Raw genomic sequence first — 19,880 nt, 5'->3', positions numbered from 1 at the left:
TGGTCTTGGGGCGGCCGGAGGTTTCATTTATTGAAAGTTTATCGGCTGCAGCAATGGGCATGGTATGAACCAATCTATATGGTATCATACCACAGCACATGGTGCTGTTATGGGAGGTTTATTCGTACATACATTTTCAACTAAGTAACAAATACGGCTATGGCTTCATTTAAAGAACTGATAAATTCTGACAAACCGGTATTGGTAGATTTTCATGCTACCTGGTGCGGTCCGTGTAAACAGCTTGCTCCTGTTATCGAAAAGGTTGCAGGTACATTTAATGAACGGTTGAAAGTGGTTAAAGTAGATGTAGATAAAAATACAGCGGCGGCACAAGCCTACCAGGTAAAAGGTGTACCAACCATGATCTTATTTAAACAGGGAAAAATTGTCTGGCGCAGCTCCGGCTATATGGACGAAGGCAAACTGAGCAAGACGCTGCAGGCATTTATTTAAATAATTAAATGTATCATCGAATACAATGCGAAACTGTAGGGCAACCCTTGCTGTTGCCCTGTCCAATCGTGAACATGTGTTTGATGATTACCGGCCCGTGTACCATCACTGGTCACCATTGTATTATCAGGGGCGACCGCAAGGGTCGCCCCTACGTTTTTCATTCCAGCGTTTGGGGTTATCAATGATATAATTGGAAATATTCATATATGATTCATGATTACGAATGATATGTTCATAATAATTCCGTTGCCATAATTTTCCCATTATTTCATTTTTGGATTTATATATTTTTAAAATTTCATTTGAAACAATTGATTTATACCCACCAATAATTGAACCTATCGTTGCCTTGTGTTGCGAAAACTGTAGGGGCAACCCTTGCGGTTGCCCGGTCAAATCGTGAACATGCGTTTGATGATTACCTACAGGTGTACCATCATCGGTCACAGGTGTATTACCAGGGATGTTTTTTGTATTATCACGGGCGACCATTGTATTATCACCGGCGACCGTTGTATGATCATGGGCGACCGTTGTATCATCACGGGCGACCGTTGTATTATCACTGGTCACCATTGTATTATCACGGGCGACCGCAAGGGTCGCCCCTACGGTTTTCATTCCAACGTTTGGGGTTGTCAATAATATAATTGGAAATATTTATATACGATTCATGATTACGAATGATATGTTCATAATAATTCCGTTGCCATAATTTTCCCATTATTTCATTTTGAGATTTATATATTTTTAAAATTTCATTTGAAACAATTGATTTATACCCACCAATAATTGAACCTACCGTTGCATTGTGTTGCGAAAACTGTAGGGGCAACCCTTGCGGTTGCCCGGTCAAATCGTGAACATGTGTTTGATGATTACCGGCCCGTGTACCATCACTGGTCACCATTGTATTATCACCGGCGATCGTTGTATTATCAGGGGTGATCATTGTATTATCACGGGCGACCGTTGTATCATCACCGGCGACCGTTGTATTATCATGGGCGACCGTTGTATGATCACGGGCGACCGCAAGGGTCGCCCCTACGGTTTTCATTCCAACGTTTGGGGTTGTCAATAATATAATTGGAAATATTTATATACGATTCATGATTACGAATAATATGTTCATAATAATTCCGTTGCCATAATTTTCCCATTATTTCATTTTGAGATTTATATATTTTTAAAATTTCATTTGAAACAATTGATTTATACCCACCAATAATTGAACCTACCGTTGCCTTGTGTTGCGAAAACTGTAGGGGCAACCCTTGCGGTTGCCCGGTCAAATCATGAACATGTGTTTGATGATTACCGGCCCGTGTACCATCACTGGTCACCATTGTATTATCACCGGCGACCGTTGTATTATCAGGGGTGATCATTGTATTATCACCGGCGATCGTTGTATGATCAGGGGCGACCGTTGTATTATCACCGGCGATCGTTGTATCACCTGCGACCATTATATTATCAGCGACCGTTGTATTATCACGGGCGACCGCAAGGGTCGCCCCTACGTTGGTTAACGAAACGATTGCGTGTATGTGGTCGGGCATTATTTGAAAAACGTCCAATTCAACATTCATGTATCGTTTTGGCAATTTCATCCATTCATTATACGCAATGATTCCCAATTGATTTAAAATCATTTCATCATATATGATCTCACCAAAACGTGAAATACGGTCCTGGCAACAGATGGTAATAAAATACAGATCTGGTTTTGAATAATCACGCCCTTTCAGGCGAATGCTTTTTCTGTTGTGAGAGTTTTTATTGTAAAAAGTCATAATAGATTGAATAAAAAGTAAAAAACAATTCTAAAATACATGAATTGTTTTTACTTTTTATTCAATTATAAAAATCGTAACAGTCGTTAATACTTGATAACCCAAAGGTCACATCTGTATTCTAAAACGGTGCCGGCCCGTCGTCGTCGCCGCCGAAGTCGTTGACCTTACTGCCCAGCGTTTGTCCGCCGAAGAATTTATTCTGATCTCCGCTCCAGTTATTGCTATCCATATCAATGAAATCTCCGCCAAGATCGGCGAATTTCGTAAACTTACCGATGTATTTCAGTTTAACTGTTTCCAGCGAACCGTTACGGTGTTTGGCAATAATTACTTCACCTGTACCTGCTGTCGGATTTCCTTCTTCATCCTGTTCGATTTTATAGTATTCCGGACGGTACAGGAACATTACAATATCCGCATCCTGTTCAATCGCACCAGATTCACGTAAATCTGAAAGCTGCGGACGTTTATCTCCTCCTCTGGATTCAACCGCACGACTCAACTGAGAAAGCGCAATTACAGGCACTTCCAGTTCTTTGGCCAATCCTTTTAATGCACGCGAGATCGCAGAGATTTCCTGTTCACGGTTACCGCCGCCGCCTTTGTTACTTGTATCAGCAGACATCAGCTGCAGGTAATCAATGATGATCATCTGAATATCATTACGCGATTTCAAGCGGCGCGCTTTGGTACGCAGTTCCCGGATCGATAAACCCGGTGTATCATCAATGTATATAGGAGCAGAAGTTAATGGAGAAATTTTACTGTGCAATTGCTGCCATTCGTATTCTTCCAGCTTACCTGTTTTAATTTTATAACTATCCAGTTCAGCTTCAGAAGCAATTAAACGATTCACAAGCTGAACAGCCGACATCTCCAAAGAGAATAAGGCAATAGGTTTCTTAAAATCAACTGCTGCATTGCGCATGGCAGACAAGACAAAGGCTGTCTTTCCCATACCCGGACGGGCAGCAATGATGATCAGATCACTTTTTTGAAAACCAGACGTAACACGGTCCAGATCAGACATACCGCTTGGTACGCCTGTTAATCCATCCGCCTGGTCTTTCTTTTCTGCCAGCTCTTTCAATGCCTGTCCGATCAAACTTCTCATTTCAGAATAATTCTTACGGATGTTGGCTTCAGAAACTTCGTACAGGTCCTTTTCTGTTTTATCTAATAAATCAAAAACGTCTGTAGTATCTTCATAGGCGTCTTTGTGAATTTTAGAAGCAATCGTAATCAGATTACGTTTGATCGATTGTTCTGAAACGATACGCGCGTGAAATTCAATGTTGGCTGCCGAACTGACCTTTGTTGTCAATTCCGTAATGTAATACGCACCGCCGACAAATTCCAGCTCCGCTTTTGAACGCAGCTGATTTACAACAGTAATCAGATCGACCGGTTCCGAACGGTCAAACAATTCCAGAACAGCTAAATATATTTTCTGATGTGCTTCTTTGTAAAAACTTTCAGGTTTTAAAATATCAATTACTGAAGTCAACGCATCTTTCTCCAGCAATAATGCCCCCAATACAGCCTCTTCCACTTCAATGGCCTGCGGCGGGAGCTTTCCCATTCCGGCTAACAGATCCGATGCTATAGTATTTTTTGCTACAAACCCTGTAGCTTTTGTCCTCGATTTTCCAAACTCCATACTTCAAATATACCTCTAATTATCTATTGAAAAGGATTTGATTTTTATTATAGAACACACAAGTTGATAACCTGGTGTTAACAAATTATCAACAGTGCTCTATCCCATTAATACAAAAGGATTGATGAAAAATTCCCCTATAAAACGATACTTATCAACACTACTCGTTTTCCTTTATCCACTTTGATAATTTTATCCCGAATTCTTCTATTTTTGTTGGATTACTATACGTTAAAATGGCAAACAACAAGGTTCATTTCATTGCAATTGGTGGTGCAGTTATGCATAATCTGGCATTAGCCCTACACCATAAAGGATATTTGGTAAGCGGTTCAGACGATGAAATTTTTGAACCTTCCAGAACACGGTTGGCAGCGTACAATTTACTGCCTGCAGAAATGGGTTGGTTTCCGGAGAAAATAACAACAGACTTGGATGCGGTTATTTTAGGTATGCATGCACGCAATGACAATCCGGAATTACAGAAAGCACGTGAACTGGGAATTAAAATATATTCTTTCCCGGAATACATATACGAACAGTCAAAAGACAAACAACGCATTGTAATTGCGGGTAGTCATGGTAAAACAACGATCACCGCAATGATTATGCATGTACTCAAAACACACAAGCGCAAGTTTGATTACCTGGTAGGTGCAAAATTAGATGGCTTTGAAACAATGGTTCAGATCACAGACGATGCCCCGATCATCATTATTGAAGGAGATGAATATTTAACATCACCGCTGGATCTGACACCAAAATTCCTGCACTATCATCACCACATCGGTTTGATCAGCGGCGTTGCCTGGGATCACATCAATGTATACCCTACATTTGAGGAATATGTTAAACAGTTTGATGCCTTTGCCGATTCAACTCCCAAAGGCGGCATTCTGATCTACAGTGAATCAGACGACCTGGCAACTTTAGTGGCAGATAAACCAAGACCGGATGTACAGGCAATCGGTTATTCTGCACCGAAGCATGAGATTGTAAACGGCATTACGTACCTGCTTACAGATAAAGGCAAAATTGAACTGGAAGTTTTCGGAAAACACAATCTTAAAAACATTAATGCTGCGAAAAATGTGTGCTTAAAAATAGGTATTACGGAAGCGATGTTCTATGATGCAATCAAAACATTTAAAGGTGCAGCAAACCGTCTTGAAATATTGGGCAGAGGCAAACATAATGTTGTGTTCAAAGATTTTGCACATGCTCCCTCAAAATTAAAGGCAACATCTAAAGCTGTAAAAAAACAGTTTTCAGACCGTAAACTTATTGCCGTACTTGAACTGCATACATTCAGCAGTTTAAACAAAGAGTTTCTTTCTCAATACAAAGACACATACAAAGCTCCGGATGAACCAATCGTTTATTTCAATCCGGAAACAGTTAAACATAAACGGTTAGAAGAAATTACGGAAGCCGATATCATTGAAGCATTTGACAATCCTAAATTGAACGTTTTTACGGACAGCAAAAAACTTGAAGAATTTCTATTTTCACACGACTGGAAACACAGTAATTTATTATTGATGAGTTCCGGAAATTTTGGAGGTATTGACTTAAAAAAATTAACATCACACGTATTGAATCAACACGCATAATGACCGATCAACTCCCGCTTTTCGATGCCGCAAATGCATTTAAAATGAAAATAAACAAACCTATTGCATTCTTTGATTTAGAAACAACAGGTGTAAACATTTCTACGGATCGAATTATTGAGATTTGTATTGTTCGGGTTTCTCCTCCGGATGAAAAGGTTGAAGTAAAAACATTCCGTGTAAACCCCGGCATGCCGATCCCTGATCAATCGAGCGCCATACATGGTATTTATGACAAAGATGTTGCCGACAAACCTACGTTTACGGAAATTGCACATCAGATCAATCAGTTCATGAAAGACTGTGATCTGGGAGGGTTTAACAGCATTCGGTTTGATATACCTTTATTAATTGAAGAATTTTTCAGAGCGGGAATTGAATTCGATATTACAAAAAGGAAGTTAGTGGATTCGCAGCGCATCTTCCATTTAATGGAACCGCGAACACTTGGTGCCGCCTATAAATTTTATTGCAACAAAGACCTTGAAAACGCACACAGTGCAGAAGCGGATACACTTGCAACGTATTACATTTTAAAAGCACAGATTGAACGGTATGCAGACAAGCAAATAAAAGATGCAGAAGGTAAAGTAAGTATTCCGATTAAAAATGATATGCAGGTGCTGCATGATTTTTCAGTAGGCAATATGGTTGATCTGGCAGGCCGTATGATCATGAGTGACAAAGGTGAAGAACTATTCAATTTTGGCAAATACAAAGGCATGAAAGTAAAGGATACATTGGTGAAAGATCCGATGTATTATGACTGGATCATGAAAGGTGATTTTCCGCAGGATACCAAGAAAAAGCTTACACAGATCAAATTAAAAAACTTTGGTGGATTAAAATAATGTACGTTTAATTCGTTTAAACGTACATTTCATCCTACATAACACAATGCCTCTGTTAGTAATAAAACTAATAGAGGCATTTTTTCGTTTATATAGAAACATACAAAAGAAAGGAGACTGATTATGAAAAAGAAATTACTCCATACCGTAGGGCTTTTGTTTTTTTCTATCACCGTTGTATTCTTCCTGTTCAACGTTGTTCTGGTGAATCATATTGATACATTATTACCATCGAAAATATCACCACAGAATCCAACGGAAGAATATACGCCTAAAGAAAAAAACAAATATTCTCCCCATGAATTGCAGCGAATCTATTTGTTTGAACACATACATAGAAGTGTTGAAAAAGGCAAGAAAGGAACAATATCATAATCTTCGATAAAGCGAATAATATCAAATGTATATTATTCGCTTTTTTATTATTCCAAACCTTTGTATTGAACACTGTCAAGCACCAAAAGATGAGTGCGTTACACGACACACCCATGCACCTTCCAAATACCTATACACATTTTTACTTTTTACTAGCTACTTAGCCATTAAAAATTTATTTTAGTAGGGCGTATATTTACTTGCCTGTACCGTAAATACATTAATTATTCTAAAAGAACCGGTTTTTATTAAACAACCGTCTTATAAAAATTTTTACGCGAAGAAATCGAATTACACATGAAAGAGAAAAAAGGAATCGCCCTAATTGAAGACGACCCATGGCTGGAGCCCTATGAAGCTGAAATTCAAGATCGCATTATCCGGTATAAACGCGCAGTAAAAGAAATTAAAGAACATTACGGAGACCTGTTGACATTTGCCACAGGACATAAATACTATGGCATAAATTTCGATGAGGACGAGCGCGGCTGGTATTACAGAGAATGGGCTCCTGAAGCCTATGAAGTATACCTTACAGGTGACTTCAACGATTGGGACAGACGTTCACATCCGTTGACACGCAATGAATTTGGTGTGTGGCAGATCTTCCTTCCATACGATCTGTATCAAAAACGTTTTGTTCATAAAAGTAAAATTAAAGTACAGATTGTAGGTGCCAATGGCACACACGACCGTATTCCGGCATACATAACCCGCGTTGTACAGGATACTGAAACAACAGACTTCTCCGGACAGCTTTGGTTCCCGCAAAAACCTTTTGAATGGACAGACCGCGATTTCAATTTGCGCAAGATCAAAAATCCGATTATCTACGAAGCACACGTAGGGATGGCGCAGGAGAAAGAAGGTGTTGGTACGTACAGAGAATTTGCGGATAAGATTGTTCCCCGCATCCGTCAGATGGGCTATAACAGCATTCAGCTGATGGCTGTTATGGAACACCCGTATTATGGTTCATTTGGTTATCACGTTTCCAATTTCTTTGCTCCTTCTTCCCGCTTCGGCACGCCTGAAGATCTGAAATACCTGGTAGATCGTGCACATAAATTCGGACTGGCAGTAATCATGGACGTTGTGCATTCACATGCCGTAAAAAATCTGTCTGAAGGCCTGAATGAATTTGATGGCAGCGATCATCAATACTTCCATCCGGGCGACAGAGGGTATCATACGGGCTGGGATTCTAAACTATTTGATTACGGCAAGCTTGAAGTAAAACGCTTTCTGCTATCAAACCTACGTTACTGGCTGGAAGAATATCACTTTGATGGTTTCCGCTTTGATGGTGTTACTTCGATGCTGTATTTTGATCACGGCATGAAAACATTTGACAGCTACGACACCTATTTTAAAGGCGGTGTGGATTTTGATGCCGTTACGTATTTACAATTAGCCAACGAGGTAACCCATAGGTATTTAAAAGATTCCATTACGATTGCTGAAGATGTAAGCGGTATGCCGGGCTTATCACGCTCCATACGAGATGGCGGTGTTGGTTTCGATTACCGTTTGGCAATGGGTATACCTGATTTCTGGATCAAGTATTTAAAACATTTGCAGGATGAGCAATGGAACATCTATGAAATGTGGAGCACGTTAACGAATCGACGCTACAAAGAAAAAACAATTGCCTATGCAGAGTCGCATGACCAGGCAATGGTTGGCGACAAAACCATTGCCTTCTGGTTAATGGACAAGGAAATGTATTTCCACATGCAGGTAGATGATCCCAATCCGGTGATTGACCGCGGCATTGCGATACATAAGCTGCTGCGTTTATTTACGTTTGCCCTGGGCGGCGAAGGGTATTTAAACTTTATGGGCAATGAATTCGGGCATCCGGAATGGATTGATTTTCCAAGGGAAGGAAACGGCTGGAGTTACCAATACGCCCGCCGCCAGTGGTCGCTGGTAGATAATCCTAAATTGAAATATCAATACTTAGGAGCATTTGATGAAGCGATGATGCGTCTGGTACGTAAAACACGATTGCTTGCAGCAGAACCTGCACAGCAATTGAATATGGACGACCACAACAAAGTGATTATCTTCGAACGCAATAATATGATCTTTGTATTCAATTTCAGTGTAAGCAATTCGGTATTTGATTATAAATTCAAATCATTCGCACCGGGTACATTTGAGATCGTATTAAATAGCGACGACACACGTTTCGGCGGTCACGGCCGTGTAGATGACACACTTGAATACCATACCAACACAGAAGGTCAGTTGAGCATCTATACGCCAAACAGAAGTGTGCTGGTTTTTCAACGGAAAGAAGCATCAGAATAATTGAATCATTCTCTGAAATATGATCAACTGTTTAGTAGCTGCTCTACGTATAAAAATCGAATGATCAGAAAAAAAATAATAAGTCCTGTGGTTTAGGTGCTGCAGGACTTATTATTTAATCCATACATAAATATCTGTTTTTATATAAATGCTGAACACGATGAAAAAATCTTTTTTTATTTTAACTCTTACAGTTATAGTATGTACATCTTTATTGTCAGGTTGTGATGCCTTAACAGGAAAAGAAATAGGGCGAATACCCGTTAATCAGGTAAGTACAGACAGCAATTTAATTATTAAAGAAACTTCACTGGATCTTAAAAACGGTGAAAAAATTTCCATCTGGTCAGACATGGATATGGAGTATGAGGGTAATGCAGAACTGCGATTCAGAATGCAGCTATTAAAAGACGGCGAAAACCTGGGTAACCTGGAAATTGATCCGACGGAAAAGAATATTACACTTGGGGAGGTAAAAACTACTTTAATGGGAAAAACCAACTGGAGTTTTGCAGGTAAAAATTCTGAAATAACAATAGATGGTGATGGCAAGTACACATTCAAAGCAATACTTGTATCCTCAGAAAATCCAACATTGAAAATAATGAAAGCTGAAATCGTATTAAAAAAGTAAAAAATCAAACCAATACAAAAAACGATTTATACATTATATTAATAAATATTGAATCTTCCCTACGCTTTCAATATCCATATGTATTTAAATAAGCCAAACAGATTAGAAGAGTTAGATGCGTTAAGAGGTATTGCGGCGTTACTCGTTATTTTTTTTCATTTTACACTTAACAGAACTGAATATAATTCTTTTTTCAAATTGGGTACAACAGGCGTTGATCTGTTTTTTATGATCAGTGGTTTTGTAATATTCATGAGCCTGCAAAAAATATCAAGGGGAGTTGATTTTGTAATAAACAGAGCCAGCAGGTTATACCCAACGTATTGGGCATGTGTATCTTTTACATTTATCCTGTTAAGTACATATTACATTTACAAGGGCACGTTTCATCCCGCAGCATCTTTTATCCAATTCATAGGAAATCTTACTATGTTTCAATTTTATCTGGGAATTGAAGATATAGACGGCCCTTACTGGACTATGATTATTGAAATGCTTTTTTATATCTTTATTTTAATATTGTTTAAATTAAAATCAATAAAATATGTAATACACGTAGCTGTTACCCTATGCTGTATAACTGTAACTGGTGAATATTATACGATCAAACCGATAATAGAAATTATCAGCTGGATACCTTTATTGAGTTTTCTGCCGTTATTTTTAGCCGGCATAATTTTCTATAACATCTATACAAATAAGAATAGCCTGCTTCTAAATTATTCGTTGCTTACATTTTGTTTATTATGTCAGCTCGTACTTTTTTCGCATGCAGGAAGATCCGTACTTTTCATAAATCAGGCCGCGTATACATGCATGTTGTGTTTTTATTTCATTCTTTTCATCTTATTCGTGAATAAAAAATTGTCCTTTCTGGTAAATAAAGTAACGCTGTTTTTAGGCAATATTTCATTTGCCTTGTATCTGATACATCAATGTGTCTCTCTGTTTTTTATCATTCCTATATTCAATAATGTCTTCGGAATAAATTTCTGGATTGTATGTATATGTATTGACCTGCCTGTTATTATTGGATTAGCAACATTTATAACCTACAAAATAGAGCAGCCTTACTCGAGGAAAATGAAAGAAAAATTGCGTGCTGTGTTTATTCAACAGAATAACACCCGGCATATAAAAACATCCTGAAAAGATAACACGCATAATAAATCCGTAACATTACAATACTTACAACACCTTTATGAAATCATTACGCATAACTTCCTGGACATTAATCGGCGCCAGCTTCATTTTTAAACTTATGCACTATCCGTTTTCAGGTCCGTTGATCTTATTAGGGGTAATATTGTTACTTATTTATACTATCATTTTCCTTGCAAACAATGTAAAAGAAAACCTTGCAGAATCTCTTTTTCATCTGAATATTTTAATCTGGACAGCCTACTTTATGTTCCGTTTTATGTACTGGCCTTTTGCCCAGGCAGTATTTGCTGTTGCAGTCTGTACTGCCCTTGCGTATATCATTTTACTTAGAACAAACAAAACAACCATTTCAGTTCGGCACATCCTTCTATTTACATACATGTCTGCGTTAATTGTATTGTCTTATACACCATCATACAGGATCTACTACTTCTTCAACTTAAATACTGTTTTGAACGAAAACACAAACCAATATAATTACCGGGCGTGGGATAAATACAGTTGGTTTTTATATGTTGCCGAACAGAAACAGGAGGCATTAGATGCCAATCAAAAAGCCCGGCATGCGGTGGAAGAATCGTTAAAAAGTGATCCGTCTGATCCGGAAGCAACGCTGTTTGTTCCTTACATCATGCAGCATACATATAATATCCAGGAAGAAAACTGGACCAATTATACACAACCATAATTCAACGTTATCCTTTCTTCTATTGAAAAAAGATTTTTATATTTAGTAACATTGAATCAAAACGACAGTCATGACAATATTTGAACAGCAACTTAGACGCATGAAGCAGGACAAAGGCTTTATTGCAGCATTGGACCAAAGTGGCGGCAGTACGCCTAAAGCATTAACCGGATATGGCATACAGGAAAATGCGTATAAAAACGAAGACGAAATGTATGGTCTTATTCATGCCATGCGGTCACGTGTACTGACAGATAAATCCTTCACTGGAGATAAAATCTTAGGCGTTATTCTATTTGAAAAAACATTAAACGCCAAGGTTGAAGGTATGCCAACGACCGAGTATTTGTGGAAGAAACACATCGTTCCTTTCTTAAAGATTGATAAAGGGCTGGAAGAAAAAAAGAACGATGTGCAATTAATGAAACCAATCCCAAACCTTGCCGGTATCATTCAGGATGCAAAAAGCAAGGGAGTATTTGGCACAAAAATGCGTTCCGTCATTTTTGCAAACAATCAGGCAGGCATTGCAGCTGTTGTGCAGCAGCAGTTTGAATTTGCCCGTATCATTATTGAAAATGGCCTGGTACCAATTATTGAGCCCGAAGTAGATATTCATGCTGCAGATAAAAAAGAAATTGAAGCAACATTAAAAGCAGCCTTACTGGAACAATTAAACAAGCTTACAGCGAATCAAAACGTAATGCTGAAATTAACCCTTCCAGCAGAAAATAATTTCTATAGCGATTTAACAACGCATCCTCAGGTAGTACGTGTTGTTGCTTTATCGGGCGGATATGATTTTGAAAAAGCGACAAACTTGCTGGCAAATAATAAAAACGTCATTGCAAGTTTTTCAAGAGCATTGCTGGATGATCTGAGAGTTGACCAAACAACAGAACAATTCTCAACTGTACTATCGAAAGCTATTGATGGGATATACAACGCATCGATTACATAAAAAAAGAAACGTATTTGTCATAGAGATTGATTGTTGCATTAACACATATCAATCTCTATGATTTTTACTTAATAGATCCTGAATAACACCCGGCGCTGTATATACACCAAATAATTCTTCGAGTTTCCCGCTTCTGTATTGAAATATTTTTTCAATTTTCCCTTTTAGTGAAAAAGGGTGTACCAGACTACCTAACAAACCCAACGGCATTTTATATTCCAGAATATCGATCATCTCAACACCATTTGGAATAGTATTAAAATAATGTTCGTGATTCCAATATGCATAAGGCCCCGAACGCTGTTTATCTACAAAAGATTTCCGTTCTTCTACCTGTGTGATTTCATTTACCCAGGTGAATGGAAGATTAAAAACGGAACTAACCGTATAGGTTATTGTCATGCCGACATACATAGGCCAATTTCCTCCGGAAACGATATTGAAACCCAAGGAAGGTGGTGTTATTTTTTCAAAATTACATGGAACCGAAAAAAAATTCCATAATTCTTCCACACTTACAGGAAATTGTTGTTTTCGTTCTATGCGATACATATTCAATACATAAAATTAGACGTGCAAGATACATTTTTATCCGCACACTAATACCGCGATTTTCACGTAGATATTCTGAGCATCAGCCTTATGAAGTATAAATACAACTTTTAATTACCGTAAAAACACCTATTAGATGTTTGTCAGCCCCCCCTTTCAGGCAAGTAACCCGGGTTTTTAGTATATTTGAGTTTGAAACTTAACCACATACTATGTCTGATATTACTCCTCCCTGTCCTGCATGTAAATCGTCTTATGCTTACGAAGTGGATTCGTTACTGGTATGTCCGGAATGTAATTATGAATGGAACCCTTCTGATATTGAAGAGGCATTACATACAGATATGATTATTAAGGATTCCAATGGAAATGTACTGCAAGATGGCGACACGGTTGTAATCATAAAAGACCTGCCGGTGAAAGGTGCACCCAAAGCAATAAAAGCCGGTACAAAAGTTAAAAATATACGCTTAACAGACGGCGATCACAATATTGATTGCAAGGTAGATGGTTTTGGTGCCATGGCCTTAAAGTCTGAATTTGTGCGGAAGGCGTAACAACAGCCCATGGTTTAAACCATGGGCTGTTTTGTTAAAGGCTTGTAAACCCGTAAATAATTGCGGAACTTTGCACATCCTATGAAAAAGAAAGTTGAAATACTTGCTCCTGCCAAAAACCTATATCAAGGAATGGCAGCTATCAATGCCGGAGCAGATGCTGTATATATTGGCGCACCTCAATTCGGAGCACGAACCAATGCAACCAATCCGGTTGAAGACATAGCAGAGCTTGTGCGTTACGCACACTTATTCAAAGCTCAGGTATTTGTAGTATTAAACACTATTTTATACGACAACGAACTAGACACCTGTGAAAAACTCATTCACGAGCTGTATCATATTGGTGTAGATGCATTGATCATTCAGGACATGGCCATTATGGAAATGAACATCCCTCCTATTGTGATCCATGCCAGTACACAAGCCAATAACCGCGATCCGAAACATGTAAAGTTTCTGGCAGATGCCGGCATGAAACGCGCCGTGCTGGCACGCGAATTAAATTTAGATCAGATCAGAGACATTGCTGAAGCAACGGATGTTGAACTGGAATTTTTTGTTTCCGGAGCCTTATGTGTATCCTTCAGCGGCAATTGCTACATGAGTATTGCCGGCGGAGAGCGCAGTGCTAACCGCGGCTCGTGTGCACAAAACTGCCGCTTGCCTTATAACCTGATTGATGGTACAGGTAAAACACTTATTGCAAACAGCCATTTATTATCTATCAAAGATCTTGACTTAAGCGATCAATTACCAAATCTCATTGAAGCTGGTATTACTTCGTTTAAAATTGAAGGCCGTTTGAAGGATATTGTCTATGTAAAAAACAATGTATCCTACCTGCGCAAAAAGCTGGATGCGTTCCTTGAAAATAACGAACGTTTTGAAAAAGCTTCCTCCGGGCGCACATTCTACAATTTTGATGCTGAAATGGATCGCAGCTTCAACAGAGGTTATACCGACTATTTTGTAAACAAAAGAACAGAGCGGATCGGCTCATGGGACACACCAAAATCTCAGGGACAAGTAATCGGTAAAGTTATTGAAGTAAAACATAACGGTTACGTCATTGAAAATTCAGATAAACTAAACAATGGGGATGGTTTATATTTCATAAATGAAGCCGGTGAAGCCGATGGCGCGCAAATAAATACAATCACCAATAATGTAGTTATTCCAAATACCTTTAAGCCAATTAAAGTCGGCACAATGATTTACCGGAATGCCGATGCGGAATTCAATAAATTGGTTGAACGGGAAGACAGTGCGATCCGTAAGATCGGCGTATCGCTGCTATTCAGTGAAGTACCTGAAGGTTTCCAGCTTAAAGCAATTGATGAAGACGGACATGAAAGTATTTCAACACTTGACGTTCAGAAGGAATTAAGCAAAAATGGCGACGGCGTTATAGACAACATTAAAAAAAATCTGGCTAAAACAGGAAATACACCGTTTATCGTTGACAAGCTGGACGTAACGCTTTCAGCAAATTGGTTTCTGCCTATTTCAAAAATAAATGAGATCAGAAGAATTGTATTAGAAGAACTGATTGATGTACGTGTTGCTTCATACAATCGTAAAGAATATCAAATCAAAAAAACGGATCATCCATATCCGGTAGAAAAACTCGATTTCATGTATAATGTATCCAATAAAATGGCCAGGACATTTTACCACAGACATGGTGTTACTGAAATTGAAAAAGCATTTGAATTACAATGGGACCCGGGCAAGGCACGTGTAATGACAACCAAATACTGCGTAAAATATGAATTAGGCAAATGTGCACGCTATCAGCGCGACACCATGGGCGAAAAAGTTGTCGAGCCTTTAGTATTAAAGCATGGTGAAAATGAATACAAACTTAAATTCAATTGTAAACCTTGTGAAATGGAGATCTGGGAAAAGGATGCCGATCTCGTTTTTGATGAAGATGATTATTAATTCCTGTTATAAAGCAAAAAAGAAAAGGCCCATAAAAATTAAATTTTTATGGGCCTTTTCTATACGATACTTCTGAATTTATAGAATAGGATTGCTGCACATGAGTACAATTTTTTTCAGGTGATTTAACTGAATAGAATCCGTTACATCCATTGAAAAGCCCAAAATGTTCGTCTGGCCGGTAATGGGGTTAAAAAATGGAATTTTATGTGTTTTAAAAGAATAAGAAGAACCGTTAGGCAATGAAAAACTTTGCTCAGGAAGTTCAATTGCATTTTTGGTTTTTAATACCTTTTCATCCGTTTCTTTAATAAGCGATAATTCGTCTTCATCTTTTATAAAATGCGCATCATTTTTACCGATTATTTCTTCCTCCGGAACCTCAAAAAGTTTTGCTTCAAGTGCATTTACAACCTGATATGTACTATTTTCATCTTTAATGAATACAGGAAAAGGCATACTTTCGATAATAATTTTGAGAAATAAATTTGTTTTGTCAACCGATAAATTTTCAAAACCTTTATCGTCGTACTCCTTATAAACAGTACTATTTTTATAATCTAAGAACTTTTTATCTAACTTATCAACATTAGAAATATCAATACTATCTAAAATAGACTCTAAATATTTAACCTTACTTTCAATATTTGCGATCTTTTTGTCGTATTCGAGCATAATTTTAAAGCTATTATATTCCATAATCAATACAATTTAGTGAAATACATATTATTTAACTATGTCTAAATATAGATGCTAAAAATTGTATTATTTTACTAATGTAAGAATACTATCGTAATTTTACGTATATTTTTTGGGAGACTTATCTTCTGATAATTGATTCCATACAAAAAAGTGCATTATCCTGATAATTCTATATTTAAAAGGAATATAATGCAAAATTGACAAGGTTGTAAAATGTATAGAAAACCTGACAGTTTATCCGATTATTGAAGGCAAATTATTTAAATTTAATTTTAAATTAAATAGTTACAATTGCTCCTTATTGCGTATTAAATAACAAATAACGTTTACATAAAAAGTACCATTTCTATCATGATTAAAAAAACCAGTCTCCTGCTTTTTGCTTACTTAATCGTATTTACCCATCAATTATTCAGTCAAACCCCTTACTTTACCAGTACAGAGTATAAAAAAGCACTCTGGATGACTACACGTTTTTACGGCGGTCAACGTTCCGGCGATAATAACTGGCTATTATATAACCATTTACCATCAGGTGTGGATGCTTCGTTGAGAGGTAAAGCATTTATAGCAGATAAAGACGGCACCTACGATCTTTCCGGCGGATGGCATGATTGCGGTGATCACGTAAAATTCGGGCAAACAGAATTCTATTCAGCTTACATGTTGTTAAAAGGATATGCAGAATTTCCGGCTGGTTATGGTGACTATTATGCATACGACTATCAAGGATATAAAACATCCGGCAGCTGGTCTTTTGAAGGAACAGGACACGCACCTAATGGGATTCCGGACATTTTAGATGAAGTCAAACATGCAACCGATTTTTTCATCAAATGCGCCAAAGATGCAACAACTTTTTATTACCAGGTTGGCCAGGGTGATCCGGATCACAAACAATGGGTAACAGCAGTAAAAATGCAGACGTTATCTGTTGCAAACGGCGGACAGACACGTGCTACCTATAAAAACCCGAACGATGCTTCCATGCCTTCTTTTTGCGGTGCTACCTTAGCATTAATGTCGCGTTTATACAGACCATATGATGCCGCTTATGCCGATTTATGTCTTGTGCATGCAAAATATGCTTATGACTATGCAAAAACAAAAACTTCCACTGTTGGTTCACCTGATGGAAGCTTTTATGCTGCAAACGATAATTACAAGGATGATTATTCAACAATGTGTGCAGAATTATTCTGGGCTACAAACACCGCCTCCTATAAAACAGAAGCGCTAAGCTTTTCAATAAGTACCGCTCCGGGCCAAGGAGCTGACATTTATGGAAAAAATTACGGGTTTGATTATTCAAACAATGGTGATATTGCAATTTATAACCAGGCATTACTAGGCAATACATATGCAAAAGATGTACTAAATTCAATTGTAAATTCTTTTTATTTAAATAATACCCGAAGTGATGGTCAGTTTAATGATGGCAATACCAGCTGGGGGCCGCTGCGTTATAATGCCAACACCGCTTTCATTGTGGCTTTATGGCAAAAACTATATGGTACAAGCGCTACTCCTAATAAATACATTTATGACAACATCGATTATATTTTAGGAAAAAACTCCAGCAACCAATCATTTGTTGTTGGTTTCGGAACAAAATCTCCTGCGCACCCACACCATAGAAATGTTTATTTAAGTGATGCAAACACGCCGGTAAACAGCCTGGCAATACCTGCAAAAAATCAGCAATTTGGCTTAATGGTAGGCGGTACAAGAAATGCCGGTTCCTTTAATGACAATCTTGAAACCTATACACATACAGAAGGCGGTATTGATTACAATGCTTGCCTGGTTGGTGTATTAGCCTACATCAATTCCGTACTCAGCCCTGTCGTTACACACTCTACGCCAAGCCTTGGCGCCGACCAGTCTCTATGCGGCAAAACAAGTATTGTGTTAAATTCAAATGTAAACGTTGACAATATCAAAACATATACCTGGAAAAACGGCACTACGATTGTACAGGCAGCTTCAAAAACAGCTAAAACACTTACCGTAACTTCAGCCGGTACATATACCTGTATTCTTGACTCACTAGGCATCTGGTCTACTCAGGACGAAATTGTTATTACCTCTACTCTTCCGGCAGTTAATCTTGGAGCAACAAAACAATTGTGCAACCCTGCAACGGCAACATTAGATATCGGCGCTTCAGGAACAGGCTATACGTATCAATGGAAAAAGAATAACGTTGTGTTATTGGGAGAAACGTCTAAAACGTTGGTGGTACATAAATCCGGAACGTATATTGGTATATTAAGCGCAACAGGCTGTCCTTCTACTTCAGGAAGTGTAACTATTACATCGCTTCTGCCTAATGCAGGCAACGATACCCTTTGCAGTGCAGGAATAGCAAACCTTAGCATCAGCGGAAGCGGCGGTCCATATCAATGGTATACTGCAGCAACCAACGGCACATTACTTACAACAGGTACTACGTACAAACCAGCCGTATCTGCTCCTGTTACAACCTATTATGTACAGGATGGCGGTTCCGTAAATGTTACAGCAGTACCAAGCAATACAGGCTTCACAGGTCCTCAAAATGCAGGCTCAATCGGCATTACCTTTACAGCTGCAAAAGCGTTTACGATTACACAGTTAAAAGTATTACCTTATGTGTACAGCTGTAACGGAGAAAATGTATTTGTTACCTTCGATCTTTTCCAGGGAACAACGAAACTTGCTTCATACACCTCTTCATCTGTTGTTTGTACAGGTACACAATCCGGAACAACTTTTACTCCTTATACATTAAACTTCCCTACAGCAATAAATATTCCTGCTGCCGGTTCTTATACATTAACACCAAGTGCGGGTAATCAATTAGTATGGTATAGTGGCGGTGCCGATTATACAACGATGGATGTTAGTGGAGTCATTGATGTTACAGGACCTACAAGTACCTATCAGCCAAATTCATTCCCTGGAATTTACGACATAAAAATTCTATCCGGATCTGGTTGTGCAAGAACTCCTGTATACGCTGTAGTAAATTCCAATTATCCGTCATGTAAAATAACTACGGATATTAATACATCTGCACAGGCAAAAGGATACAACATTTATCCAAACCCGTCAAACGAAACATTCAGGTTGACAAGTCCATCTACAGTTGATATAACCATTATGAATGCACTGGGCCAGGCTGTTGAATCCTTCTCAAATATCACGGAATTGAATTTTGGACAGCATTTAAAACCAGGCATGTACTATGTGATAATGAGTCAGGATGGATTAACCATTCAAACGATGAATATCATTAAATACTAATAAGCAGGAGTTTATATTAACAAACGTATACAAGCAGTTTTGCAGTCGTTATATCAAATCAGACGGCTGCAAAACTGCTTTTTTTATAAGATGAAAATCATCTTTTTACGAACATATGTTAACACGCAGGTAAGATAATGCCTTAAAAAACATAAATGTTTGAACATTATTTTTTCTTTTTATCCATACCATAGCTGTGGCGTTAACAAAAAACAGTATAACTTATCACTAAAACTATCTGATAATCAAAACAAAGCATTTTTTAATGTACGCCTTCAGGAATAAAATAATAGTATTTTTCCTCTATAAAA

At 38.1% G+C, this 19,880-nt stretch carries 18 protein-coding genes; 12 read left to right on the top strand and 6 right to left on the bottom strand.

Features of this window, described 5'->3' with window-relative positions:
• Window positions 1-159 precede the first annotated feature (159 nt).
• Window positions 160-456: a thioredoxin gene (gene trxA / locus CHU_RS06590; protein ID WP_011584740.1), complete on the top strand. Its 297-nt coding sequence runs from the start codon at window positions 160-162 to the stop codon at window positions 454-456.
• Between the two features lie 126 nt (window positions 457-582).
• On the opposite strand, the gene CHU_RS18845 is transcribed toward trxA, so the two are convergent.
• The 4 genes from CHU_RS18845 to dnaB all read right to left on the bottom strand — a co-directional run bounded on the left by CHU_RS18845 (window position 583) and on the right by dnaB (window position 3,921).
• A complete protein-coding gene (locus CHU_RS18845) occupies window positions 583-1,080 on the bottom strand; it encodes a transposase (protein WP_238379362.1) in 498 nt (165 codons plus the stop codon).
• Window positions 1,043-1,519, bottom strand: a complete 477-nt coding sequence (locus tag CHU_RS19385; RefSeq protein WP_143144102.1) for a transposase — start codon at window positions 1,517-1,519, stop codon at window positions 1,043-1,045. Before CHU_RS19385 ends, CHU_RS18845 begins: the two co-directional genes overlap by 38 nt.
• Window positions 1,482-2,258: a transposase gene (locus CHU_RS06575; RefSeq protein ID WP_011584737.1), complete on the bottom strand. Its 777-nt coding sequence runs from the start codon at window positions 2,256-2,258 to the stop codon at window positions 1,482-1,484. Before CHU_RS06575 ends, CHU_RS19385 begins: the two co-directional genes overlap by 38 nt.
• Window positions 2,259-2,379: 121 nt before the next feature.
• Window positions 2,380-3,921 (bottom strand): replicative DNA helicase, encoded by a 1,542-nt coding sequence (dnaB, locus tag CHU_RS06570; RefSeq protein ID WP_011584736.1) that lies wholly within the window; start codon window positions 3,919-3,921, stop codon window positions 2,380-2,382.
• 236 nt (window positions 3,922-4,157) lie between these two features.
• On the opposite strand from dnaB, the gene murC reads away from it, so the two are divergent.
• The 8 genes from murC (at window position 4,158) to CHU_RS06530 (ending at window position 12,523) form a co-directional block, all read left to right on the top strand.
• The gene (gene murC / locus CHU_RS06565; RefSeq protein ID WP_011584735.1) at window positions 4,158-5,534 is read left to right on the top strand and encodes a UDP-N-acetylmuramate--L-alanine ligase; all 1,377 of its coding nucleotides are present in this window, start codon (window positions 4,158-4,160) and stop codon (window positions 5,532-5,534) included.
• Window positions 5,534-6,385, top strand: a complete 852-nt coding sequence (locus tag CHU_RS06560; protein ID WP_011584734.1) for a 3'-5' exonuclease — start codon at window positions 5,534-5,536, stop codon at window positions 6,383-6,385. The genes murC and CHU_RS06560 overlap by 1 nt, the downstream gene beginning before the upstream one ends.
• A 123-nt stretch (window positions 6,386-6,508) precedes the next feature.
• A complete protein-coding gene (locus tag CHU_RS06555; protein WP_011584733.1) occupies window positions 6,509-6,760 on the top strand; it encodes a hypothetical protein in 252 nt (83 codons plus the stop codon).
• 297 nt (window positions 6,761-7,057) lie between these two features.
• Window positions 7,058-9,076 carry an alpha amylase C-terminal domain-containing protein gene (locus tag CHU_RS06550; RefSeq protein WP_011584732.1) on the top strand — a complete coding sequence of 673 codons (2,019 nt, stop codon included), beginning with the start codon at window positions 7,058-7,060 and terminating at the stop codon, window positions 9,074-9,076.
• Window positions 9,077-9,236: 160 nt separating this feature from the next.
• Window positions 9,237-9,710: a hypothetical protein gene (locus tag CHU_RS06545; RefSeq protein ID WP_143144101.1), complete on the top strand. Its 474-nt coding sequence runs from the start codon at window positions 9,237-9,239 to the stop codon at window positions 9,708-9,710.
• Between the two features lie 78 nt (window positions 9,711-9,788).
• Window positions 9,789-10,859 carry an acyltransferase family protein gene (locus tag CHU_RS18840; RefSeq protein ID WP_049755483.1) on the top strand — a complete coding sequence of 357 codons (1,071 nt, stop codon included), beginning with the start codon at window positions 9,789-9,791 and terminating at the stop codon, window positions 10,857-10,859.
• A gap of 52 nt (window positions 10,860-10,911) precedes the next feature.
• Window positions 10,912-11,562, top strand: coding sequence for a hypothetical protein (locus tag CHU_RS06535; RefSeq protein ID WP_011584729.1), 651 nt, complete (start codon window positions 10,912-10,914; stop codon window positions 11,560-11,562).
• A gap of 70 nt (window positions 11,563-11,632) precedes the next feature.
• The gene (locus CHU_RS06530) at window positions 11,633-12,523 is read left to right on the top strand and encodes a fructose bisphosphate aldolase (RefSeq protein ID WP_011584728.1); all 891 of its coding nucleotides are present in this window, start codon (window positions 11,633-11,635) and stop codon (window positions 12,521-12,523) included.
• A gap of 48 nt (window positions 12,524-12,571) precedes the next feature.
• Here CHU_RS06530 and CHU_RS06525 read toward each other — a convergent pair whose 3' ends face one another.
• Window positions 12,572-13,075: an SRPBCC family protein gene (locus CHU_RS06525; RefSeq protein ID WP_011584727.1), complete on the bottom strand. Its 504-nt coding sequence runs from the start codon at window positions 13,073-13,075 to the stop codon at window positions 12,572-12,574.
• Between the two features lie 212 nt (window positions 13,076-13,287).
• On the opposite strand from CHU_RS06525, the gene CHU_RS06520 reads away from it, so the two are divergent.
• Window positions 13,288-13,632, top strand: a complete 345-nt coding sequence (locus CHU_RS06520) for a zinc ribbon domain-containing protein YjdM (RefSeq protein WP_011584726.1) — start codon at window positions 13,288-13,290, stop codon at window positions 13,630-13,632.
• An 81-nt stretch (window positions 13,633-13,713) separates the two neighbouring features.
• Window positions 13,714-15,579, top strand: a complete 1,866-nt coding sequence (locus tag CHU_RS06515) for a peptidase U32 family protein (protein WP_011584725.1) — start codon at window positions 13,714-13,716, stop codon at window positions 15,577-15,579.
• Between the two features lie 78 nt (window positions 15,580-15,657).
• Here CHU_RS06515 and CHU_RS06510 read toward each other — a convergent pair whose 3' ends face one another.
• Window positions 15,658-16,254, bottom strand: a complete 597-nt coding sequence (locus CHU_RS06510) for a PAS domain-containing protein (RefSeq protein WP_238379361.1) — start codon at window positions 16,252-16,254, stop codon at window positions 15,658-15,660.
• A gap of 378 nt (window positions 16,255-16,632) precedes the next feature.
• Between CHU_RS06510 and CHU_RS06505 the strand changes: the two genes are divergently transcribed.
• Complete coding sequence (locus CHU_RS06505) at window positions 16,633-19,569, top strand: glycoside hydrolase family 9 protein (protein ID WP_011584723.1); 2,937 nt, start codon at window positions 16,633-16,635, stop codon at window positions 19,567-19,569.
• The last annotated feature ends 311 nt before the right edge of the window (window positions 19,570-19,880 follow it).

The organism is Cytophaga hutchinsonii ATCC 33406 (genome assembly GCF_000014145.1).
Taxonomy (GTDB): Bacteria; Bacteroidota; Bacteroidia; order Cytophagales; family Cytophagaceae; genus Cytophaga; species Cytophaga hutchinsonii.
The sequence above is the reverse complement of the archived record's forward strand: the minus strand, read 5'-3'. Positions and strand labels throughout refer to the sequence as shown.